Source organism: Pseudomonas sp. TREG-RG-20F-10-E-6-01, assembly GCF_022662455.1.
Taxonomy (GTDB): Bacteria; Pseudomonadota; Gammaproteobacteria; order Pseudomonadales; family Pseudomonadaceae; genus Aquipseudomonas.
The window spans coordinates 340,691-363,923 of sequence record NZ_JAKNQP010000002.1; the positions used below are offsets into that span (position 1 = coordinate 340,691).

Below are 23,233 nucleotides of genomic sequence, written 5' to 3' on the forward strand. Positions count from 1 at the left end.
TCTTTCTGACGGACGCTTGCCGCCCACCGCTGTACTGATGAGGCTTAAGCAATTTGCGAACCAACTTTTAAAAACGAGGAAAAGTCCAGGCAGTACGGGGGTTTGCGGGGAGGCACGGAGATTGTGAGGCTGGACGAGAGTCGAAAAAACGGCGGACTACTGCCGCCTGCGGCAAGCACAGGTCTTGAAGATGACAAATAACAAATGTGGGAGCTGGCTTGCCAGCTCCCACAGGGGATGCGTTCACTTGTCGGCCTTGAGAATTTCGTAATCACGCAGCTTATTGGCGATGGTGGTGTGCGACACGCCCAAGCGTTTGCCCAGTTGCCGGCTGCTGGAATGCTCGGCATATAAAGCCTCCAGCACTGCCTTCTCGAACCGGCCGACGATCTGCTCCAACCCGCCCTCCAACGAGAAATCGCCAAGCGGCTGACGCACGCCGTAATCCGGCAAGCGAATATGCTCAGCCTTGACCGTCCCGCCTTCGCACAACGACACCGCCTGAAACAGCACGTTTTCCAGCTGACGCACATTGCCCGGCCAGTGATAGTGGCTGAGCCGGTCCATCGCAGCCGGTGCCAGCTTGGGCAGCGGGCAGCCGATCTGCCGGCTGGCTTGATCGAGGAAATGCTCAACCAACGGCGCCAACCCATCCAGGCATTCGCGCAGCGGCGGGATATGCAGCGACAGCACATTGAGGCGGTGATAAAGGTCCTGGCGGAATTCGCCGCGGGCGCAAAGCTCAGACAAGTCCACCTGCGTCGCACAGATCACCCGTACATCCAGGTAAACCTCTTCATCACTGCCCACCCGGCGAAAGCATCCGTCCTGCAGAAAACGCAGCAATTTCACCTGCAGACGCGCGCTCATTTCGCCGACGCCATCGAGAAACAACGTACCGCCTGCCGTCAGCTCCAACAGACCCAGCTTGCCTTCGGCCCGCGCGCCTTCAAACGCACCGGGCCCGTAGCCAAACAGCTCAGTCTCGGCCATTGACTCCGGCAAGCCTGCGCAATTGAGCGCCATCAATGGCGACTGCCCACGCGGGCTGGCCAGGTGACAAGCGCGGGCCAGCAGCTCTTTGCCGGTGCCGGTTTCGCCTTCTATTAATAGAGGCGCATCCAAAGGCGCCATGCGCCGCGCCTCACGCACCACGGCCGCCATGACCCTGGAGCTCTGGAAGATGCTGTCGAAACCACGCAGTTCCTGCTTGCGCACGTTGTAGATGCGCTCCCCGACGCGGTCGGCGCGGTGCAGGGTCAGCACGGCACCCGCCATGGCTTCGCTGTCATCGTGTTCGGAGGATTGCAGCGGCGCGATGTCCGCCAGGAATACGTCACCCTTGACCTTGACCCGCAAGCCATTGATCCGCGACTTGCTCGCCCGCACCAGTTCCGGCAGATCGAAGTCTTCGGCATAGCGCGACAGTGGAATGCCCGGCACCTCGTCCACGCGCACCCCGAGCAACTGCGCCGCCGCGCGGTTGGCGGCAACGATGGAGCCGCCCATGTCGATCGACAGCACCGGAAACTCCAGGGCGCCGAGCAGCGCATTGAGCTCCATATGCCGACGCTCGCTGGGCATCAGCCCTACCCGCTTGACGCCAAACACCCCGGCAATGGCTTCAAATTGCGGGCGCAGCGCCTGGAATTGCATGTTCACCAGGTTGGGGCAAAACAGGTAAATCGCATTGCCATGTTCGCCGCCGACCTCGCCCTTCGCGACGTTGACGCCGTACTCCACCAACAGGTTGAGGATGTCCCGCAGGATGCCGATGCGGTTCTGGCAGTGCACTTTAATACGCATGAAAAAGCCCGAAAGGTGGGAAGGCGCCGCGTCTTTTTGCCGCTGGGCGCAGATAGTCGTCAAGATTATGTGACAGCCCGTGAGCATTTCACAGCCCAAGACAAGGATGAGACGGACTATCGTAACGAATACTTTACAAAAAACGGTAACATTTCCTACAGCATTAAGCCGCAGCCCGATGGAATCCGGCGCCTCAAGGGTTATCAATAGGCTCATCGCAGGACATAACAAGAACGAATGCCTAGCAGGAGAGCCGTATGAAGCAAACGCACTACGTGGCCCGCGAGCCCGATGCGCAAGGTTTTATCCACTACCCGCCGGAAGAACACGCGGTGTGGAACACTCTGATCACGCGCCAGTTGAAAGTGATCGAGGGTCGCGCCTGCCAGGAATACCTGGACGGCATCGACAAGCTCGGCCTGCCGCTGGACCGCATTCCGCAACTGGGTGAAATCAACCAGGTGCTGGCCGAGACCACCGGCTGGCAAGTCGCCCGCGTGCCGGCGCTGATCCCCTTCCAGACCTTCTTCGAATTACTCGCCAGCAAGCAGTTTCCGGTGGCGACCTTTATTCGGACCCGCGAAGAACTGGACTACCTGCAAGAGCCGGATATTTTCCACGAGATCTTCGGCCACTGCCCGCTGCTGACCAACCCCTGGTTCGCCGAATTCACCCACACCTACGGCAAGCTCGGCCTGGCCGCGACCAAGGAACAGCGCGTGTACCTGGCGCGCCTGTACTGGATGACCATCGAGTTCGGCCTGGTGGACACCCCGCAAGGCCGGCGCATCTACGGTGGCGGCATTCTGTCGTCGCCCAAGGAGAGCGTGTACTGCCTGTCGGATGAGCCCGAGCACCAAGCCTTCGATCCGCTCGAAGCGATGCGCACGCCGTATCGGATCGACATCCTGCAACCGCTGTATTTCGTCCTGCCTGAGCTCAAGCGCCTGTTCGACGTGGCGCAGGAAGACATCATGGGCATGGTCGAGCGCGGTATGCAGCTGGGTCTGCACGCGCCGAAATTTCCGCCCAAACCCAAAGCGGCTTGAACCTTATGTTTTCAGGCCAGGTGAGTCTGTTCCCTGGCCGCGCGTTGCTTTAGGGTGACGCCACTGACGACCGTTTTTCAAACACTCGAATTCAGGACACTTCCCATGACCACCTTGAACCAAGCCCACTGCGAAGCCTGCCGTGCCGACGCCCCGCAAGTCAGCGATGAAGAGTTGCCGGTACTGATCAAGCAGATTCCCGACTGGAACATCGAAGTCCGCGACGGCGTGATGCAGCTGGAAAAGGTTTTTCTGTTCAAGAACTTCAAATTTGCCCTGGCCTTTACCAACGCCGTGGGTGAAATCTCTGAAGCCGAAGGCCACCACCCAGGCCTGCTCACCGAGTGGGGCAAAGTCACCGTGACCTGGTGGAGCCACTCGATCAAAGGCTTGCACCGCAACGACTTCATCATGGCCGCGCGCACGGACGAAGTGGCCAAGGACGCCGAGGGCCGCAAGTAATGCATTTCGATGCGATTGGCCGCGTGCCTGGCGACCCGATCCTCGGGCTGATGGACCTGTATGCCCAGGACAGCAACCCGAACAAGTTCGACCTGGGTGTCGGCGTCTATAAAGACGACCAGGGCCTCACGCCGATTCCGCACTCGGTAAAACTCGCCGAACAGCGGCTGGTAGACACCCAGACCACCAAGACCTACATCGGCGGCCACGGCGATGCGGCATTCGGTGCGTTGATCAGCGAACTGGTGCTCGGCGCCGACTCGGCCTTGATCCGCGACCGCCGCGCCGGCGCAACGCAAACCCCAGGCGGCACCGGCGCCCTGCGCCTGAGCGCGGACTTTATCGCCCATAACCTGCCGGGGCGTGGCGTGTGGCTGAGCAACCCGACCTGGCCGATCCACGAAACCATCTTCGCCAAGGCCGGGCTCAAGGTCAGTCACTACCCCTATGTGGGCGCCGACAACCGCCTGGATGTGGCCGCGATGTTGGCAACACTCGCCACGGTGCCCGAGGGCGACGTGGTGTTGCTGCATGCGTGCTGCCACAACCCGACCGGTTTTGACCTGTCCCAGGCCGACTGGCGCCAGGTGCTGCAGATCGTGCGCGAGCGCCAATTGCTGCCGCTGATCGACTTCGCCTATCAAGGCTTCGGCGACGGTCTGGAGCAAGACGCCTGGGCCGTGCGACTGTTTGCCGCCGAGCTGCCGGAAGTGCTGATCACCAGCTCCTGCTCGAAAAACTTTGGCCTGTACCGCGACCGTGTCGGCGCGTTGATCGTGTGCGCGGCGGATGCTGAAAAGCTCACGGATGTGCGCAGCCAGCTGGCAAACACCGCGCGTAATCTGTGGTCGACGCCGCCGGATCATGGCGCCGCCGTGGTCGCGACCATCCTTGGGGATGCCGAGCTGAAAAAGCGCTGGAGCGACGAAGTCGAAGCCATGCGCTCACGGATCGCGCAGCTGCGTTCCGGCTTGGTAGAAGCGCTGGCGCCCCACGGGCTGGCCGAACGCTTTGCGCATATCGGTGCGCAGCGCGGGATGTTTTCCTACACCGGCTTGAGTGCCGAACAAGTCAAGCAACTGCGCGAGAAGCACAGCGTGTATATGGTCAGTTCGGGGCGGGCTAACGTGGCGGGCATCGACGCGACGCGCCTGACCCTGCTGGCCGAGGCCATCGCCGACGTCTGCAACTGAAGAAACAAGGAATAAATGTGGGAGCGGGCTTGCCCGCGAATGCAGTGTGACAGTCACCCAATATATTGACTGACACTCCGCATTCGCGGGCAAGCCAGCTCCCACATTTGAACGGAGTGAGGCCTTTAGCCCGCAACCATCTCGGCTTTGAGCTGCGCCTCTTTCGCCTGCGCATCCGCCAACCGATACAACTCGATCTGCCCGTCCCAGTGCTCGATCAGCGCCGTGCACGACTCCACCCAGTCCCCGCAGTTGAGGTAATCCACCTCGCCCACCTTGCGAATTTCAGCGTGGTGAATATGCCCGCAGACCACGCCATGCAGCTCGCGCCTGGTGACTTCGTGGGCGATCGCCTCCTCAAAGTCGCTGATAAAGCTCACTGCCGTCTTGACCTTGTGCTTGAGGTACGCCGACAGCGACCAGTAGCCGTAGCCATACCGCGCCCGCCAGTGATTGAGCCAGCGGTTCAGCGTGAGCGTGAACTCGTAGGCCGAGTCGCCGAGAAACGCCAGCCAGCGGTGGTAACGGGTGATCACATCAAACTGGTCGCCGTGAATTACCAGCAAGTGACGGCCATCGGCGGTGACGTGCACCGCTTCGTCCACCAGTTGGATATTGCCCAGGATCAGCTTGGAATAGCGCCGCAGGAACTCGTCATGGTTGCCGGTGACATAGATCACCTCGGTGCCACGCTTGGCCATGGTCAGCAGGCGGCGGATCACATTGGTATGGGCCTGGGGCCAATACATGCCGCCGCGCATTTTCCAGCCGTCAATGATGTCGCCCACCAGGTACACCTTGTCGGCGTGGTAGCCCTTGAGAAACCGCGACAAGTGTTCGGCCTGGCAGTCCCGCGTGCCCAGGTGCACGTCGGAAATCCACAAGGTACGAACCCGTTGTTTAGGACCGGGTTTGGCGAATTCGGCACGGGTCATGGGCATCCCTCGACGCTGTTTTAGCGAGCTTGCGCCCTGGTGGTTAACAGCCCATGACAGCGGTGCGTCAGTCTGATGACAGCGCCTGATGCCCGTGAAGCGTTGTAGACTGGCGCCCTGCACCCTCAGGAGACCGCGATGAGACCGACGCTCACGCTGCGCCACTACCTCGAAGAGCCTCTTGCCCACAGCCATGACCATGCGCAGTTGGTGTTCGGCCTGTCCGGGCACCTGGATCTGGAAGTCGATGGCCGGGGCAGCCAGGTGCGCGAAAGCAGCGTGATGGTGCTGCCCTTTTCCGCTCACCACGCCTGCGGCAGCCGCGATGGCAGCCGGTGCCTGGTGCTGGATGTACCCACCGAACACTGGGTGCTGCACTCCTTGGGCGAGCATGCCGACGCCAGCCGCCGCCTGCTCGATCAACCGGCGCGCCTGACTCTGGACTCGCGGCAAAGCCAGCTGGTGCAATGGCTGGCGCACAGCCCGGTGGATGACCCGTTGATCGTGCAGCAAGGCGCGGTGCTGTTATTGGCCAGCCTCAATCACCCGCTGGCCCAACCGGTACCGGGGCGCCGCCTGCCGTATGCGGCGTTTGATGCGCATATCGAGCGACACGTTGCGCATCCGTTGCAGGTCGCGGACCTTGCGCGCATTGCCGGCCTGTCGGTCGCGCGCCTGCACGCGCGCTTTATCGCCGAGTGCGGGCAGACGCCGATGGACTACATTCGCGGGCGCCGCCTGCAGATGGCCTTGAACCTGTTGCGCAACACGCCGCTGCCCATCGGCGACATTGCCGAGCGCGTCGGCTACAGCTCGCAAAGTGCGTTTGCCGCCGCGATGTTGCGCGAATTTGGCGCATCACCGGGCGCATTGCGGCGCTCATCATAGTCTTGCGACAAAAAACGCGAGCCGGACGACAGACGCCCACACCTCCAACCTCTAGACTGCGATTCTGTCACCCCGTTGGTTCAAGGATCGCAATGACTCACCGCTCAGCCCTCGGCGCCCTGCATATCGGCGCACTGATGTTTGGCCTCACCGGCGTATTCGGCAAGCTGGCGGCGGCCTCGCCCGCCATCATCGTCTTCGGCCGGGCGGCCTTCGCCGTGGTGGCACTCGCCGTGTTTGCGCGATTCGCCAGCAATACCACCTGGAAAACACTCCAGATGCGCGACTGGCGCCGCCTGCTGATCAGCGGCGTACTGCTCGCGGCGCACTGGGTGACCTTCTTCATCGCGGTCAAAGTCGCCGGCGTGGCCGTCGCCACGCTTGGGTTTACCGCGTTCCCGGCATTTACCGTGATTCTCGAAGGGCTGATCTTCCGCGAGCGCATTCGCGCCAATGAAGTGCTGCTGGTGGTACTGGTCAGTGTCGGCCTGATCCTGGTGACGCCAGACTTCAACCTCGCCAGCGCAGCCACCGGCGGCCTGCTCTGGGGCATTGCCTCGGGTTTGCTGTTCTCGTTGCTGTCGCTGAACAACCGCGCCAGCTCCGGGCGCATTCCCGCGGTGCAGGCGGCGCTGTGTCAGAACCTGGTGGTCGCGGCTTGTCTGCTGCCGGTGGCGGCACCCGGACTGGCGGATGTGCGGGCAATTGACTGGTTGTGGATCGGGCTGCTCGGGGTGTTCTGTACCGGCCTGGCCCACAGCCTGTTTGTCGCCAGCCTGGCGGTGATCAAGGCGCGCACCGCCTCTGTGGTGTTTGCCATGGAGCCGGTCTACGGCATCACCGCGGCCTGGGTGCTGTTTGCCGAAACCCCAACCTTGCGCATGCTGCTGGGCGGCGCGCTGATCATCGTCGCCATCGTGCTTTCCGGGCTGATGGGCAGCACCAGCCAGGCCAAAGCGCCTGCGGCGACGGCCTGATGCTCAGGCTTTGCGGTCGTTGTGGCCCAGATCGCGCTGCGGGTCGATCTGGTCACGCACGCGCTGCTTGAGCACCTTGGCTTCGGGGAAGCCACCGTCGGCCTTGCGCTCCCAGATCTGCACGCCATCGCAGGTGATGCGAAAGGCGCCGCCGGTGGCCGGCTCCAGCGCCACACGACCCAGGTCATCGGCAAACGTACTCAACAACTCCTGGGCCAGCCACGCGGCGCGCAACAGCCACTGGCACTGGGTGCAATAGGTGATGACGATCTCGGGTTTGCTCAGCGACATAATTTGAGAGGTTCCTGGCATAACGGGCTGGGTGGATCGGGTGGCTATAATACCGGCCTTTCGCCCAGCCTCGAGATTCATGATGCGCCGCCTGTTGTCTTGTCTGTTTCTGTGTTTGCTTCCACTGCTCGCCGACGCCGTTGAAACACCCCGCCCCAAAATCGGCCTCGTGCTGTCCGGCGGCGCCGCGCGTGGCCTTGCGCATATTGGTGTGCTCAAGGCCCTGGAGGAGCAAGGGATCCAGATCGATGCGATTGCCGGTACCAGCATGGGCGCGGTGATTGGCGGGCTGTACGCCTCGGGCTACAAGATTGATGAGCTGGAAAAGCTCGCGCTGAATATTGACTGGCAACAAGCGCTGTCCGACGCACCGCCACGCGAAGACGTGCCGTTTCGACGCAAACAGGACGACCGCGACTTTTTGGTCAAACAGAAGCTCAGTTTCCGTGACGACGGCAGCCTCGGCCTGCCACTCGGCGTGATTCAGGGTCAGAACCTGGCACTGCTGCTGGAAAGCATGTTCGCCCACAGCAGCAACACGCGTAACTTCGACAAGCTGCCGATCCCGTTCCGCGCAGTGGCCACCGACATCACCACCGGCGAAAAAGTCGTGTTCAACAAAGGCCACCTGCCCCAGGTGATCCGCGCGAGCATGTCGATCCCGGCGGTGTTCGCCCCGGTGGAAATCGACGGCCGGCTGCTGGTGGACGGCGGCATGACCGACAACATCCCGCTGGACGTGGCCCGCGAGATGGGCGTCGACATCGCCATCGTGGTCGACATCGGCACCCCGCTGCGTTCGCGCAAGCAACTTGCCACTGTGGTCGATGTGCTCAACCAGTCGATCACCCTGATGACCCGGCGCAACTCCGAAGAGCAACTCAAGGCGCTGCACCCCAAGGATGTGCTGATCCAACCGCCGCTGGCGGCCTACGGCGTGACGGACTTCGGCCGCGCCAAGGACATGATCGACGCCGGCTACCGCGCCACCCGCGCGCTTGATGTACGCCTGGCGCACCTGCGCCCTGCTGAGCCTGTCGACCCGCAACTGATCGCGGCCCGCACACCCGGCGAGCGCACGCCCGTGATCACCGCCATCAAGGTGGAGAACGACTCGAAGGTCAGCGATGACGTGATCCGCTACTACATCCGCCAAAACCTGGGCGAGCCGCTGAACCTGGGCCGTCTACAAACCGACATGGGCACCCTGTACGGCCTGGACTACTTTGAGCAGGTGCAATACCGCGTGGTGAAAAAGGGCCAGGACAATACCCTGGTGATCAGTGCACGCGGCAAACGCAGCGGCACCGACTACTTGCGCCTGGGCCTGAATCTGTCGGATGACATGCGCGGCGACAGCGCCTTCAACCTCGGCGCCAGTTACCGCATGAATGGCATCAACCGCCTCGGCGCCGAATGGCTGACGCGGGTGCAGATCGGTGATCGCCAAGAGCTGTACAGCGAGTTCTACCAGCCACTGGATGTCGGCTCACGCTATTTCGTCGCGCCCTATATCAGTGCCCAGGCGCAGAACGTTGAACTGACTCTGGACAACGACCCAATCTCCGAATACCGCCTGGAGCGTTATGGGTTTGGCTTGAACGTCGGCCGCCAGATCGGCAACAGCGGCGAGATCCGCTTCGGCGTCGGCGAAGCCTGGGGCAAGGCGGACGTGCGCATCGGCGACCGCGACCTGCCGAGCGTGAGCTTCAGCGAGGGCTTCTATGAACTGAAGTACTCGTTCGACTCGCTCGATAACGTGTACTTCCCGCACACCGGCGAAGACATCGGCCTGGCGTTTCGCGAATTCGAGCCCGGGTTAGGCTCGGACCAGCGCTATCGACAGTGGGAGTTCAAACTGGACAAGGCCATGAGCCGCGGCCCGGACACGCTCATACTGGGCGGCCGTTACGGGCGCACGCTGGACAAATCCGACGTGGTGGTGTCCAGCTTCCTGCTGGGCGGTGCGCGGCAATTGTCGGGCTTTCGCGAAGATGCAATCTCGGGGCAGAACATCGCCCTGATGCGCGCGGTGTACTACCGCCGCCTGACGCCGCGCTCGTACCTGCCGTTGGATTTCCCGCTGTACCTGGGTGCCTCGGTGGAACGCGGCCGGGCGTGGAACAACGACAATCAATTCGACAGCGGTTACATCAACGCTGCGAGTGTTTTCCTGGGGTTTGATACGCCGCTGGGGCCGCTGAATTTCAGCTATGGGTTAAATGATGACAATCAGCAGGCGGTGTACCTGAACCTCGGCCAGACGTTCTAGCCAGCGCACAAAAAAAGTGGGAGCTGGCAAGCCAGCTCCCACTTTTTAATTTCTGGTGAATCCCGGATCAGGACTTTTCCAGGTTCGCCAGGATGTGCCCATGCACACGCATGCACACGCGCAAATCCTCTTCATCCACGCCCACAAACAGCTCATGGCGCAACGCTGTGGCAATGGTTTCAATCTGGTCGATCAATGGGCGGGCGGTGTCGCACAGCAATATGCGTTTGGCACGACGGTCTTCAAGCACCGCCTGGCGTTGCACCAGACCCTGGCCTTCAAGGCTGTCGAGCAGGCGGGCCAGCGTCGGCCCTTCGACGCCAACACTTTGAGCCAGCTCGCGCTGAGTGGGCGCTTCCGCAAAACGGGCCAGGTGCAACAGCACCAGCCAACGCGCCTGGGACAAACCCAGCCCCGCCAAGCGGCGGTCCAGTTCGGCGCGCCAACCTCGGGACATTTGCGCCAACTGCATGCCAAAGCGGTGTTGATCGGTTAAAGGCATAAAAAACTCATGGTTTAGACTGAAAATAAAGTGTGGCTAATTATTAGTCAGCTAAGCATGAGCCATGCCAGGAGGCAAGGGCCGCTATGTACTGATTCGTTACATTGGCGCAATTGGCACACTAAATTTCGAATTCCGACTGCAAAGCAGCCCGCACGCAATACAAAACACCCTCAGGCACACGCCCGGTAAACAGCGGCGCGATCTCCGCAACTGGTGGCAATTCGCCCTCTCCGTCGAGGAATGCATCCTGGATTTCACCGAGCAGATCTTCCGGCAAATCAAGGGCTTGCTCCAACGACAACTGCTGCTTGCCGATGGATTCGGCCAGCAGGGTATAGACGTTTTTTTCCGAACATTGCAGTTGACCGGCAATCTGGATCGGGGTCATGCCGGCACGCGCCAGGCTGATCAGTTCGTGGCGAATATCGGCGACTTCCTTCGGCGCCTCGGCCTGGCCGCCGAGCACTTCGAGGAAGGCTTGCCCGTAGCGTTCCAGCTTGCGCGCGCCGACGCCGCTGACCCGGGCCATTTCGGCCATGGTGGTCGGCTGCTCGCGCAGCATCTCCAGCAACGTGGAGTCGGGGAAAATAACGTAAGGCGGCACACTGTGTTCCTGCGCAAGTTTGCGTCGCAGGGTGCGCAAGGCTTCCCATTGCTCGCGCTCTTCGCCACGGACCAACTGGCTGGCCTGGCTGGTGCTGCTCTTGGCCGTGGTCTGCGGTTTGAGGTCGCGACGCAGCTCCAGGCTCACTTCGCCCTTGAGCAATGGCCGGCAACTGTCGTTCAGGCGCAGGCCGCCATAGCCTTCGAGGTCGATGTCCACCAGGCCGCGGGCGACCATCTGGCGGAACAATGAGCGCCACTCACCTTCAGCGCGGGCTTTGCCGACGCCATAGACCGAGAGTTTTTCGTGGCCGAAGCTGCGCACTTTTTCGTTGTCCTTGCCCAGCAACACATCCACCAGATGGCCCACGCCATAACGCTGGCCGGTGCGATAAATAGCCGACAACGCCTGGCGCGCCGGCTCGGTGGCATCCCAGGTCTGCACGCCGTCCACGCAGTTGTCGCAGTGGCCGCACGGCTCGGGCATGTCTTCGTCGAAGTACGCCAGCAGCGTTTGGCGGCGGCAGCGCGTCTCTTCACACAGCGACAGCATCGCGTCGAGCTTGTGTTGCTCCAAACGCTTGTGACGCTCGTCGCCCTCGGAGTTCTGCAGCATCTGCTTGAGCATCACCACGTCTTGCAGTCCATAGACCATCCAGGCATCCGCCGGCAGGCCATCACGGCCAGCGCGACCGGTTTCCTGGTAATACGCCTCGAGGGACTTGGGCAGGTCCATGTGCGCGACGAAGCGCACGTTGGATTTGTCGATGCCCATGCCGAACGCGATGGTCGCCACCATGATCAGGCCTTCCTCGTTGAGAAAGCGCTTCTGGTGGGCAGAGCGCGTTTCATTGGGCAGGCCCGCATGGTAAGGCAGCGCCGGGTAGCCTTGCTCGCAGAGGAACGCGGCCACTTCATCGACCTTCTTGCGCGACAGGCAATAGACGATGCCCGCATCGCTGCGCCGCTCCGACAGGAACGCCAGCAACTGCTTGCGCGGCTGCTCCTTGGGCACGATGCGGTAGAAGATGTTCGGCCGGTCGAAACTCGACAGAAAGCGCTCGGCGTTCTGCAAATGCAGGCGCTCGACGATTTCTTCACGGGTGCGTTTGTCGGCAGTGGCCGTCAACGCGATGCGCGGGACGTCGGGGAACAATTCCGCCAACTGGCCCAGCTGCAAATATTCGCGACGGAAATCGTGGCCCCATTGCGATACGCAGTGGGCTTCATCGATGGCGAACAGGGCGATTTCCAGGCTCTGCAAAAACGCCAGCATGCGCGGCTGCACCAGACGCTCAGGGGCCAGGTAAAGCATCTTCACTTCGCCGCGCTTGATGCGCGCGGCCAAATCGCGCTGCTGCTCGGCGCTGAGGGTGGAGTTCAACGACGCGGCGGCGACACCAAGCTCTTCAAGGGTGGCGACCTGATCGTCCATCAACGCAATCAGCGGCGACACCACCACGGCCAGGCCGTTACGCAACAGCGCCGGCACCTGGAAGCACAACGACTTGCCGCCGCCGGTAGGCATCAGCACCAGGGCATCACCGCCACTGGCCACGCGCTCAATGATCGCACCCTGGCGGCCACGAAAACTGTCGTAGCCGAAGATGTCCTTGAGGACGCGTTGAGCCTGCTCGAGCATGTAAAACTCCAAAATGGTGCCGAAATCCCTCTGTACAGGCTGGCCGAAAAACCCCGGCTTCACGGGAAATAATCCGTAAGCGAAGTTTTCGCGGGTGGGCGCTGGGCCTGCAGGGGCATCACAAAACGCGGCAGTATACCCGAGCGTCGGTCCGCAAAGGGCGCCACTGACGAACAGCGACTGCTATCTAAACCTGGCAAATATGCCTTGCAGCTGGCCTGGGGGCTCAAGAAAGCCTAGAATTGCGCATCGTTTATTCCCAAGGTATGCCGTAATGTCCTTCGCTGAGCAACTAACCCGCCTGCAAGCCTTCCTCGACGCCGATGAGCTGCATGACGAGGCGCTGGACTACGTGGCCGCCCACGGCTACCTGACCGCCCTGTCGATCTCTTCCGACATCGTGCCGGACCGTGAGTGGATCGACGCCTTGTTCGCCGAAGAGCCGCACTACGCCGATGCCGCCCAACGCGAAGAAATCGAATCCACCCTGCTGGCCCTCAAGGCCCACATCGGTCGCCAGCTGGCTTCCGACGAGGAATTCGAGCTGCCTTGCGAGCTGGACCTGGGCGAAGACCCGGATGACTCCGACCTGCGCGGCTGGTGCATCGGTTTCATGGAAGGTGTGTTCCTGCGCGAAGCGGCCTGGTTCGAAACCGCCGAGGAAGAAGTCAGCGAAATGCTGCTGCCGATCATGGTCGGTTCGGGTCTGTTCGACGACCAGCCGGAATTCTCCGACATCGCTTCCGACGCCAACCTGATGGACGACATGATCGTACAGATCCCGGAAGCCCTAACCGCCCTGTACCTGTTGTGCAACGCCCCTGACGAAAAACCGGCGATCCTCAAGCCACGTCACCACTGAGTCGTTTGCCCGTGTCCCCCATGGGCAATCGCTCGCTGCTCCTGCGTTACGCACTGCTGGCCATCGGCTGGTTGAGCGTGGCGCTGGGAGTGATTGGCATCTTCCTTCCCGTATTGCCGACCACGCCCTTCCTGCTACTCGCCGCCGCCTGCTTCGCTCGAAGCTCCCCGCGTTTCTACCACTGGCTGGTGGAACACCCGCGCCTGGGCCCGTGGATCAAAGACTACCTGGACGGCAATGGCATTCCGCTCAAGGGCAAGGTCTACGCACTCGGCCTGATGTGGTTGAGCATTGGTTTCTCCTGCTACCTGGTGCCGCTGCCGTGGGCACGCGGTTTCATGCTGACCAGTGCCGTGCTGGTGACTGTCTATATCCTGCGCCAAAAAAACCTGCCGCCCCGCGAACTGTAGGCGCGGGCTTGGGTGGGAGCCGGGCTTGCCCGCGATAGCATCGCCACGGTGCAACGTTCACACCGCAGCGCCTGAATCGCAGGCAAGCCAGCTCCCACACCAGCCAGCAGCTACATAAGCCAGATCCTGCACACGACCTTGGTCGACACTGACTAACCCCAAGCATCATGCGAGACTGTCCCACCGGGCCTGGAATGCCTGGGTGTTCTTATGCTCGGAGTTACCATGACGCTGTCCAGCGGGCTGATCGCCGCCGTTGCCCTGGCCTATATGGCCATTATGTTTGCTATCGCCTTTTACGGTGACCGCCGCCATGCGCCGTTGCCGCCGAAAGTACGCGCCTGGGTGTACAGCCTGTCGCTGGCCGTCTACTGCACCAGTTGGACCTTCTTCGGCGCGGTAGGCCAGGCCGCCGAACAGCTGTGGGCATTTTTACCGATCTATCTAGGACCGGTGCTGCTACTGGTGTTGGCACCCTGGGTGCTGCAGAAGATGATTCTGATCAGCAAGCAGGAAAACATTACCTCCATCGCCGACTTCATCGCCGCGCGCTACGGCAAATCCCAGTCGCTGGCGGTGGTAGTGGCGCTGATTTGCCTGGTCGGCGTGTTGCCCTACATCGCCTTGCAGCTCAAAGGCATCGTGCTGGGCGTGAACCTGTTGATCGGCTCCGGCCCCGACACCACCGGCACACGCGCCCAGGACACGGCCCTTATCGTGTCGCTGGTGCTGGCGCTGTTCACCATCGTGTTTGGTACGCGCAACCTCGACGCCACCGAGCACCACCGTGGCATGGTGCTGGCGATTGCCTTTGAATCCTTGGTCAAGCTGTTCGCCTTTCTGGCTGTCGGCGCGTTTGTGACCTACGGCTTGTACGACGGATTCGGCGACCTGTTCAGCCAGGCGATGCTGGCGCCGCGCCTTGAGGAATACTGGAAAGAAACCATCAACTGGCCGTCAATGGTGGTGCAAACCGGCGTGGCAATGATGGCGATTATCTGCCTGCCCCGGCAGTTCCACGTCACCGTCGTGGAAAACATCGACCCGCAAGACTTACGCCTGGCCAAGTGGGTGTTCCCGGCCTACCTGATCCTCGCCGCGCTGTTCGTCATCCCCATCGCGCTTGGCGGCAAAATGCTGCTGCCCGGCTCGGTATTGCCGGACTCCTACGTGATCAGCCTGCCCATGGCCGAGGCACACCCGGCCCTCGCTGTGCTGGCGTTTATTGGCGGCGCATCGGCAGCGACCGGCATGGTAATCGTAGCCAGCATCGCCCTGTCGACCATGGTGTCCAACGACATGTTGCTGCCGTGGCTGCTGCGACGCTCCAGTGCCGAGCGGCCGTTCGAAGTGTTCCGCCACTGGATGCTCTCGGTGCGCCGGGTCAGCATTGTGATCATCCTGCTGCTGGCCTACGTGAGTTACCGGCTGCTCGGCTCCACCGCGAGCCTGGCGACCATCGGCCAGATCGCCTTCGCGGCAGTTACCCAACTGGCCCCGGCGATGCTGGGCGCGCTGTACTGGAAGCAGGCGAACCGGCGCGGCGTGTTCGCTGGGTTGGCGGCGGGCACGTTTTTGTGGTTCTACACCTTGGTCCTACCGGTCACGGCGAAAAGTCTGGGCTGGTCGCTGAGCCTTTTCCCTGGGCTGACGTGGATGCATTCACACCCGTTTGGCTTCTCCGTGACCTCGCTGACCTTGGGTACCGTGTTTTCGCTGGCGGGTAACTTCACGCTGTTTGTGTGGGTCTCGATGCTGTCGCGCACACGGGTCTCGGAGCATTGGCAGGCCGGACGCTTTATCGGCCAGGAAATCAGCCAACGCGCCAGCGCGCGCTCGATGTTGTCGGTGCAGATCAGCGACCTGCTGAGCCTGGCGGCGCGCTTTGTCGGTGAAGAACGTGCCCAGCAGAGTTTTATCCGCTTCGCCTATCGCCAGGGCAAAGGTTTCAACCCCAACCAGAATGCCGACAACGATTGGATTGCCCATACCGAACGCCTGTTGGCGGGCGTGCTCGGCGCCTCTTCGACACGCGCCGTCGTAAAAGCCGCAATTGAAGGGCGGGAAATGCAACTGGAGGACGTCGTACGTATCGCCGACGAAGCCTCCGAAGTGCTGCAGTTCAACCGCGCGCTGCTGCAAGGCGCCATCGAAAACATCACCCAGGGCATCAGCGTGGTCGACCAGTCGCTGAAGTTGGTGGCCTGGAACCGCCGCTATCTGGAGCTGTTCAACTACCCCGACGGTTTGATCAGTGTGGGCCGGCCGATTGCCGACATCATTCGCTACAACGCCGAGCGCGGCCTGTGCGGGCCAGGGGAAGCCGAAGTGCACGTGGCGCGACGCCTGCACTGGATGCGCCAGGGCCGTGCGCACACCTCCGAGCGCCTGTTTCCGAATGGGCGCGTGATCGAGCTGATCGGCAACCCGATGCCCGGCGGCGGGTTCGTCATGAGTTTCACCGACATCACCGCGTTCCGTGAGGCCGAACAAGCCCTGACCGAAGCCAACGAGGGCCTGGAACAACGGGTGACCGAACGCACCCATGAACTGTCGCAACTGAATGTGGCGCTCACCGACGCCAAAGGCGTGGCCGAATCCGCCAGCCAATCGAAGACGCGCTTTCTGGCAGCAGTGAGCCACGACCTGATGCAGCCGTTGAACGCGGCACGATTGTTCTCCGCTGCCCTCTCCCACCAGAACGACGGCCTGTCTGCCGAAGCCCGCCAGTTGGTGCAGCACCTGGACAGCTCGCTGCGCTCTGCCGAAGACCTGATCAGCGACCTGCTGGATATCTCGCGTCTGGAAAACGGCAAGATCAATCCCCAGCGACAGCCCTTCGTCCTCAACGAGTTGTTCGACACCCTGGGAGCAGAATTCAAGGCACTGGCCCACGAGCAAGGCCTGCGTTTTCGCCTGCGCGGCAGCCGTTTGCGGGTGGACAGCGACATCAAGTTACTGCGACGAATCCTGCAGAACTTTCTTACTAACGCATTCCGCTACGCCGACGGCCCGGTGCTACTTGGCGTACGCCGACGCAAGGGCGAACTGTGCCTGGAAGTGTGGGATCGCGGCCCTGGCATCCCGCTGGATAAACAACAGGTGATCTTCGAAGAGTTCAAGCGCCTGGACAGCCACCAGACCCGCGCCGAAAAGGGCCTGGGCCTGGGCCTGGCAATCGCCGACGGCCTGTGCCGAGTGCTCGGCCATCGTTTGAGCGTGCGTTCGTGGCCAGGCAAAGGCAGCGTGTTCAGCGTGCGTGTGCCGTTGGCGCGTAACCAGGCCAGCCCCAAGGTCAAGACCACGCAGGATAACGGGCTGCCGTTGAGCGGGGCCCAGGTGCTGTGTGTGGACAATGAAGAAAGCATCCTGATCGGCATGCGCAGCCTGCTCACGCGCTGGGGATGCGAGGTGTGGACCGCTACCGATCAGGCGCAATGTGCGGCGTTGCTGGCCGAGGGCGTGCGCCCGCAACTGGCGCTGGTGGACTACCACCTGGACCACGGCGAGACAGGCACTGAGTTGATGGGCTGGCTGCGCGCGCAACTGGCGGAGCCGATTCCCGGGGTAGTGATCAGCGCCGATGGGCGCCCGGAAATGGTGGCCGAGGTGCATGCCGCAGGGTTGGATTATTTGGCCAAGCCGGTAAAGCCTGCGGCGTTGCGCGCGTTGTTGAGTCGGCATTTGCCATTGTAGGAATGACCGAACTCAATCCCCTTGTGGGAGCTGGCTTGCCTGCGCTAGCAGTGGAGCAGTCACCACCGCTATCGCAGGCGGGCCAGCTCCCACATTGACCCTGTGCTACTCCGGTAAGTGTGCGACGCCATCGGAGTCGGTCATCGCCCGTTCGAGCAAATCCGCCGGCAGGCTCTTGCTCGCACGCGCACCCAGCAACCTTAGCTGCTCGGTTCGGCTGACCAGATTTCCACGGCCATCCGTCAGCTTGTTTCGCGCCGCGCTGTAGGCCTTATCCAGCTGCTGCAGGCGGTTGCCGACTTCATCCAGATCCTGAATAAACAGTACGAACTTGTCATACAGCCAGCCGGCGCGCTCGGCAATTTCCCGCGCGTTCTGACTCTGGCGCTCCTGCTTCCACAGGCTGTCGATCACCCGCAGGGTGGCCAGCAAGGTGGTGGGGCTGACGATCACGATATGGCGGTCGAACGCTTCCTGGAACAGGTTCGGCTCAGCCTGCAACGCGGCGGAGAACGCGGCTTCTATCGGCACGAACAACAGCACGAAATCCAGGCTGTGCAGACCTTCGAGGCGCTTGTAATCCTTGCCGGCCAAGCCTTTGACGTGATTGCGCAGGGACAGCACGTGCTGTTTCAGCGCCGCCTGGCCGATCACATCGTCATCCGCTGCAACGTACTGCTGATAGGCGGTGAGGCTGACCTTGGAGTCGACCACCACCTGCTTGTCGCCGGGCAGCATGATCAACACGTCCGGCTGGAAGCGCTCGCCGTCCGGGCCTTTGAGGCTGACCTGGGTCTGATACTCGCGCCCCTTCTCCAGCCCGGCATGTTCAAGCACGCGCTCAAGAATCAGCTCGCCCCAGTTGCCCTGGGTTTTCTGGCCCTTAAGCGCGCGCGTGAGGTTGGTGGCCTCGTCCGACAGTCGCAGGTTCAGTTGCTGCAGGCGCTCAAGCTCCTTGGCCAGGGAGAAGCGCTCGCGCGCTTCATTCTGGTAGCTCTCTTCCACGCGCTTTTCGAACGACTGGATGCGTTCCTTGAGCGGGTCGAGCAATTGGCCCAGGCGTTCCTGGCTGGTTTCGGCAAACCGTTGCTCGCGCTCATCGAAAATCTTGCCGGCAAGCTCGGCGAACTGCGCACGCAGCTCGTCCCGCGAGCCTTGCAGGTCAGCAAGGCGTTGTTGATGGCTTTCCTGTTGTTCGCGCAGTTCGGCGCGCAACGCCGAGGACAGCGCATCGAGGCGGCGCAGCTCGGTTTCCTTGGCGCTGCGGTCGAGGTTCCAGGCGTGGGCGGCGTCGCGGGCGTTATCGCGGTCGATCTGGAGCAATTCGACTTCACGGCGAACGGCGGCCAGGTCAGCTTGTTTGGCGGCGTTGGCCTGGCTCAGGTCACTGATCTCGTCGCGGCTGGCGTCGAGTTGCGCGGCCAGCCCTTCCTGGGCCAGTTGCGCGGTGGCCAGGCGCTCTTCGAGCAGTTCCCAGCCGGTCATGCGCGCGCTCAGCCGCCGTTGGAGCTGCCAGCACAGGGCCAATAAAGGCACTGCAGCGCCAGCCAGGCCCAAGGCAATACTGGTCCAGTCAAAAGCCATCGCCATTTCTGCCATCACCGAAAAAGAGCAAGGTTAACCAAGCGTGGGGCTTGAGGACAGCTCAGTCTTCGACCTGCCCCAGTTCGCGCTGGGCGCGGCGGTCGCCGGCACGGGCAGCCAGGCGCAACAGGTCATGGCCGATGCGGCGGTCGCGGGCGTTGCCGCACTCACGGCACATCAGCTGGCCCAGGCGGCTCTGCGCGGCAACCACACCTTCACGGGCCGGCTGCTTGAGCAAGCGCCCGGCGAAGTGCTTGACGTTGGTGCTGTGCCCCAGGCGCGGGCTGTCGAGCAGCCACAAGGCGACTTTCAAGGAGAAACGCTTGGGTGCGGTAACAGTCTGAGGGGTGTCGGTAACAGATGGTGATACTGAGCGAAACTTCATAAAGCACTGCGGGACAGAACGGAAGGCGCGCCACTCTACTCTTTTTTTCCTACAGGTAAAGCTGAAAAATCCCTGCACGCCCGTTCTAGAGCAAGCGCTTGGGACAATCCACAGAAGCTGTGGATAACTCAGTGGACAACCCACCTTTAACGCGCGCAAAGGCCCATGGAACGGGGGCCGCAGTCAAACTGACGATTTTTTCACCAATAAAAAAAAGCGATATTTTTCATTGACTTAAATTTTCATTGCAGGCAAATGGCGGCGCTTCCAGGCCGTTGACAGACGGGTTACATACCTCGCAACTAATGTGCACAAGTACCCACCCACTGGCTATATGGCGCCGGTTTTTTGCTTCGACACGTCCTAAAAATGTTACCGACAGGCCAAACCAGGCACTTTTCAAATCCTCGCCGGCTCGCCACACTGGCCCACTCCCACACGCAACCTACCAAGGCTCGATGAAAGGAATCCTCTTATTCGCCGTGTTGCTGCTGGCCATCTGTGTAACTTCATTGGCGGTCAATGCCGCGCTGCCCTCCCCCGACGGCGCGCTGTTTGCCATCGCCATCCTGGTATCAGCGGCGTTTACTGCCGTAATGCTGTGCATAGAGTTGAGTGAAGGCCGAATCAACGACATGCGCGAGGTGATGAATGTGATCGAGACCGGCCGGTCCTGGCGCTTGACCCTGGCGGCCTACGGACTCGGCTGCTCATTGGCCGCGGCGGCCACCGTGCTGGTCTATCGCGGGTTGTTGGGCGGCTGAATTAAGCTTTTTTGGCTAGCACACTTCCCTTCCGTGTTTCAATCCGTTACTATCCGCGGCGTTAGTACCAAGCTGAAAGTCAATTCTGGTCGAACAACTCCCCTGAACAACACGGGATCGACCACCTCGATGGTTTCCAGGTATTCCTTGCGACGACACTGCCTTTGAACAAGCAAAGGGTGCCGCGAAGTTTCAATACTCTGAACGAACCAGCCTGCAAATTGATCAGGATCTTCACCCCGGGCCCAGAACCTTTGCCCCTGTTGTGTTGCCTGCCCTCCTAAGTACCTACCTGCCAGCCCAAGCGCGCCTAACTTATTAGCGCTTCAAACTGGCTGCTTTGTTCCAGTCGGGTTCTTCGTTTGATCAATGGTGATCAACGTTACTGGAACGTTTTAACGTTGCACGGTTCTTAACCGTGTCATTTGTAGGAACACCAATAATATGTCCGCTCAAATCCACACTCAGGATGCCATTCGCACCCTCACCAACGCTTTTGCACCAATGAACTGCCTGATCATGGCCGCTCGCAAAGGCTGCTTCAGCTTCACCCTGGTCAACGAACACGGCATCGCTCGTCACAGCGAACGCCTGTACCCCGATCAATACTCCAGCGCAGAGCCGCTGCAGGCCGTGATCGAGCGTACCCGTCAGGCATTGATTGCCTGATCGACCCGAGTCGCTGAACCCCAAAAGACCCTGCTTGAAACGCAGGGTTTTTTATTGCCCGAAATTCGGCTTTTGAGTACTTGCACTAAGTTCGAATAGATATAAACGTTATAACTAAATGAAGAAGATGTTTTAAAAACAGTCCTTTACATCACAAATATGACACTACACTTCAACTCAAGCGGCATGATCCGCTTGCGACGAGCCTGAGGTCCGATTCACTGCTGCCAAGCTCCCCTCTCAGGCTTCGTCGACCACTTCCATGGATTGAGGCTCGTATGGGTATCGCCGCCAGCGAATTGTGTCGTTATGTGATCAGGCCGACGTTGATTTATCTCGGCCGCCATAACCCGACAGCTGAATCCCTGCTGCTGGGCATTGCCGCCAGCCAATCGGAACTCGGCTCCGCCCTGCATGATCGGCGCGGCCACGGCCTGTACAGCATCACCGAACCTCGTCACCGCGCCCTGTGGGACGATTACCTCGCCCAAGACCCCGAACGCGCCAGCCTGGTACGCGGGCTGGCCAGTCAACATGCATTCCTCAGCGCGCCCCAGCTTGAGCTGACCGTCAACCTGCGCTACGCCACCGCCATTGCCTGGCTGCTGGTAGAACAGCATCGTCCTGCCCTGCCGCCACCGGGTGACGTACTGGCCATGGCACGTATCTGGAAAGAAATATTTCACCCTCAAGGTCGGCTGCGGGATTTCACCCAAGCCTGGCAAACCTGTGTTTTACCCATGAATCAGGCCATTTGTTGATCAGGCGTTTTGCAAGATTCGGCTAAAACCTTCGAATCTGGTCGGATTGTCCTACAAAACCGCTCTATCTCCGACATTACGGCCTATAGCGCTAACTTAAAATTATTGATACTTTCCGCAGCGGTGATCACCACGGAGTTCTAATAATGAAAAAAGTAATGCTCAAGACCACACTTAGCCTCACCGTTGCCATGGCATCCTCCCAACTGTTCGCAAGCGGCTTTGCCCTGAACGAACAAGACGTCGCCGGTATGGGTACGGGGTTCGCAGGCCGCTCTTCTTCTGCCGATAACGCCAGCACTGTGTACGGTAACCCTGCCGGTATGGCCCGCCTCGAAGGCCAGCAGATTACCGGTGGTGTAGCCGCTATCGATGCCTCGACTGACATCAAAAACGCCAGCGGCCGTTCTTTCGGCAGTAACAAAGGCGACATGGTGCCCTTCACGGCGGTCCCGTTTGGTTTCTACACCAACAAACTCAATGATCAGTGGGCCGTCGGCGTTGGTGTTTATGCACCTTTCGGCCTGGTTACCGATTATGAGAGGGGCTTCCAGGGTCGCTCGTTCGGCAGCTACAGCAAAGTGTCGGTCATCACCTTGCAGCCAACCGTCAGCTACGCCTTCAACGATCGTGTTTCCATCGGTTTTGGCCCGACCATCAACCGTATTTCCGGCAAGCTGGAATCTGAGTTGGCTCTGTCGACAAACCCGGCTGTCCCGAATACCAACGTCACGATCAAAGGTGACGACACGGCTGTTGGCTTCAACGTCGGCGTGCTGGTACAAGCCACCGATACCACGCGCGTGGGCCTGACTTACCACTCCAAAGTCAGCTACAAGCTTGAAGGCCACACCGAAGTATCGGCACCGACTCCGACGGCTCCACTGCTGGCAAGCGGCCGCTACGATGCGTCGTTGAGCATTGATACGCCTGAGTCTTACGACCTGTCCGTGACACAGGACCTGAGCGATGCCTGGAAACTCTACGCCGGTTCCACCTGGACTCGCTGGAGCCGCCTGAAAGACATCACTGTCGACAACGAGGGCGTTACCCGAGCTGGCGGCCTGGTCGCTCCGCAGATCGTGGGTACCATCACCGAGCCACAGAACTGGCATGACACCTGGGCCTATGCCTTGGGTACTTCGTACCAAGTCACCAAACAAGTGGTACTGCGTACCGGCCTGACTTTCGACCAGTCGCCAACCAACAACACCGACCGTTCGCCACGCATCCCTACCGGCGACCGGACCATTTTCAGTGTTGGCCTGGGCTACGAAGTAATGCCGAACATGATCGTCGACGTGGCTTACTCCTACCTGAAGGAAGAGCCAGTCAAGGTCAACAAGACCAACGCACTGGGTTCGTCCTACAGCGCCAAGTACGAAAACAGCGCCAACGGCTTCGGCCTGGGTGTGACGTACAAGTTCTGATCCAACGCGTATAAAAAAGCCCCGCTCTCCTGCACAGGAGGCGGGGCTT

Annotated in this window: 20 protein-coding genes; 13 read left to right on the forward strand and 7 right to left on the reverse strand. The window is 61.0% G+C overall.

The window, feature by feature from the left end; genetic code table 11:
• Positions 1 to 243: 243 nt before the first annotated feature.
• On the reverse strand, positions 244 to 1,806 hold the full coding sequence (locus L8K08_RS07965; RefSeq protein WP_106576441.1) for a sigma-54-dependent transcriptional regulator: 1,563 nt from the start codon (positions 1,804 to 1,806) through the stop codon (positions 244 to 246).
• 257 nt (positions 1,807 to 2,063) lie between these two features.
• On the opposite strand from L8K08_RS07965, the gene phhA reads away from it, so the two are divergent.
• From phhA to L8K08_RS07980, 3 genes are all read left to right on the forward strand, one after another.
• Complete coding sequence (gene phhA / locus L8K08_RS07970) at positions 2,064 to 2,855, forward strand: phenylalanine 4-monooxygenase (RefSeq protein WP_145158906.1); 792 nt, start codon at positions 2,064 to 2,066, stop codon at positions 2,853 to 2,855.
• Positions 2,856 to 2,960: 105 nt separating this feature from the next.
• Positions 2,961 to 3,317 (forward strand): 4a-hydroxytetrahydrobiopterin dehydratase, encoded by a 357-nt coding sequence (locus L8K08_RS07975; protein ID WP_106576439.1) that lies wholly within the window; start codon positions 2,961 to 2,963, stop codon positions 3,315 to 3,317.
• Positions 3,317 to 4,510 (forward strand): amino acid aminotransferase, encoded by a 1,194-nt coding sequence (locus tag L8K08_RS07980; protein WP_242195645.1) that lies wholly within the window; start codon positions 3,317 to 3,319, stop codon positions 4,508 to 4,510. Before L8K08_RS07975 ends, L8K08_RS07980 begins: the two co-directional genes overlap by 1 nt.
• A gap of 125 nt (positions 4,511 to 4,635) precedes the next feature.
• Here L8K08_RS07980 and L8K08_RS07985 read toward each other — a convergent pair whose 3' ends face one another.
• Entirely contained in the window at positions 4,636 to 5,445 is an 810-nt protein-coding gene (locus tag L8K08_RS07985) for a UDP-2,3-diacylglucosamine diphosphatase (protein ID WP_145158911.1), read from the reverse strand.
• 138 nt (positions 5,446 to 5,583) lie between these two features.
• On the opposite strand from L8K08_RS07985, the gene L8K08_RS07990 reads away from it, so the two are divergent.
• Both L8K08_RS07990 and L8K08_RS07995 read left to right on the forward strand, forming a co-directional pair.
• Positions 5,584 to 6,333, forward strand: coding sequence for an AraC family transcriptional regulator (locus tag L8K08_RS07990; protein WP_242195648.1), 750 nt, complete (start codon positions 5,584 to 5,586; stop codon positions 6,331 to 6,333).
• Between the two features lie 92 nt (positions 6,334 to 6,425).
• Entirely contained in the window at positions 6,426 to 7,310 is an 885-nt protein-coding gene (locus tag L8K08_RS07995) for a DMT family transporter (protein WP_242195651.1), read from the forward strand.
• A 3-nt stretch (positions 7,311 to 7,313) separates the two neighbouring features.
• On the opposite strand, the gene L8K08_RS08000 is transcribed toward L8K08_RS07995, so the two are convergent.
• Entirely contained in the window at positions 7,314 to 7,601 is a 288-nt protein-coding gene (locus tag L8K08_RS08000; protein WP_242195653.1) for a SelT/SelW/SelH family protein, read from the reverse strand.
• Positions 7,602 to 7,683: 82 nt separating this feature from the next.
• Here L8K08_RS08000 and L8K08_RS08005 point away from each other — a divergent pair, with 82 nt between their 5' ends.
• The gene (locus L8K08_RS08005; protein WP_242196387.1) at positions 7,684 to 9,873 is read left to right on the forward strand and encodes a patatin-like phospholipase family protein; all 2,190 of its coding nucleotides are present in this window, start codon (positions 7,684 to 7,686) and stop codon (positions 9,871 to 9,873) included.
• 67 nt (positions 9,874 to 9,940) lie between these two features.
• Here L8K08_RS08005 and L8K08_RS08010 read toward each other — a convergent pair whose 3' ends face one another.
• A complete protein-coding gene (locus L8K08_RS08010; protein ID WP_106576432.1) occupies positions 9,941 to 10,375 on the reverse strand; it encodes a MarR family transcriptional regulator in 435 nt (144 codons plus the stop codon).
• A gap of 121 nt (positions 10,376 to 10,496) precedes the next feature.
• Positions 10,497 to 12,623 (reverse strand): DNA helicase RecQ, encoded by a 2,127-nt coding sequence (recQ, locus tag L8K08_RS08015; RefSeq protein ID WP_053258024.1) that lies wholly within the window; start codon positions 12,621 to 12,623, stop codon positions 10,497 to 10,499.
• 274 nt (positions 12,624 to 12,897) lie between these two features.
• On the opposite strand from recQ, the gene L8K08_RS08020 reads away from it, so the two are divergent.
• From L8K08_RS08020 to L8K08_RS08030, 3 genes are all read left to right on the forward strand, one after another.
• Positions 12,898 to 13,485: a YecA family protein gene (locus tag L8K08_RS08020; RefSeq protein WP_106576431.1), complete on the forward strand. Its 588-nt coding sequence runs from the start codon at positions 12,898 to 12,900 to the stop codon at positions 13,483 to 13,485.
• Between the two features lie 20 nt (positions 13,486 to 13,505).
• Positions 13,506 to 13,895 carry a YbaN family protein gene (locus L8K08_RS08025; protein WP_242195655.1) on the forward strand — a complete coding sequence of 130 codons (390 nt, stop codon included), beginning with the start codon at positions 13,506 to 13,508 and terminating at the stop codon, positions 13,893 to 13,895.
• A gap of 225 nt (positions 13,896 to 14,120) precedes the next feature.
• Positions 14,121 to 17,591, forward strand: a complete 3,471-nt coding sequence (locus tag L8K08_RS08030) for a PAS domain-containing hybrid sensor histidine kinase/response regulator (RefSeq protein WP_145158923.1) — start codon at positions 14,121 to 14,123, stop codon at positions 17,589 to 17,591.
• A gap of 105 nt (positions 17,592 to 17,696) precedes the next feature.
• Here L8K08_RS08030 and rmuC read toward each other — a convergent pair whose 3' ends face one another.
• The gene (rmuC, locus tag L8K08_RS08035) at positions 17,697 to 19,061 is read right to left on the reverse strand and encodes a DNA recombination protein RmuC (protein WP_178119661.1); all 1,365 of its coding nucleotides are present in this window, start codon (positions 19,059 to 19,061) and stop codon (positions 17,697 to 17,699) included.
• A 175-nt stretch (positions 19,062 to 19,236) separates the two neighbouring features.
• Complete coding sequence (locus L8K08_RS08040; protein ID WP_043293316.1) at positions 19,237 to 19,560, reverse strand: hypothetical protein; 324 nt, start codon at positions 19,558 to 19,560, stop codon at positions 19,237 to 19,239.
• A 458-nt stretch (positions 19,561 to 20,018) separates the two neighbouring features.
• Here L8K08_RS08040 and L8K08_RS08045 point away from each other — a divergent pair, with 458 nt between their 5' ends.
• The 4 genes from L8K08_RS08045 to L8K08_RS08060 all read left to right on the forward strand — a co-directional run bounded on the left by L8K08_RS08045 (position 20,019) and on the right by L8K08_RS08060 (position 23,184).
• Positions 20,019 to 20,324, forward strand: coding sequence for a hypothetical protein (locus L8K08_RS08045; protein ID WP_242195657.1), 306 nt, complete (start codon positions 20,019 to 20,021; stop codon positions 20,322 to 20,324).
• Positions 20,325 to 20,768: 444 nt separating this feature from the next.
• The gene (locus tag L8K08_RS08050) at positions 20,769 to 20,993 is read left to right on the forward strand and encodes a hypothetical protein (RefSeq protein WP_106576426.1); all 225 of its coding nucleotides are present in this window, start codon (positions 20,769 to 20,771) and stop codon (positions 20,991 to 20,993) included.
• A gap of 278 nt (positions 20,994 to 21,271) precedes the next feature.
• Entirely contained in the window at positions 21,272 to 21,754 is a 483-nt protein-coding gene (locus tag L8K08_RS08055) for a hypothetical protein (RefSeq protein ID WP_106576425.1), read from the forward strand.
• 146 nt (positions 21,755 to 21,900) lie between these two features.
• The gene (locus L8K08_RS08060; RefSeq protein ID WP_242195659.1) at positions 21,901 to 23,184 is read left to right on the forward strand and encodes an outer membrane protein transport protein; all 1,284 of its coding nucleotides are present in this window, start codon (positions 21,901 to 21,903) and stop codon (positions 23,182 to 23,184) included.
• Positions 23,185 to 23,233 lie beyond the last annotated feature (49 nt).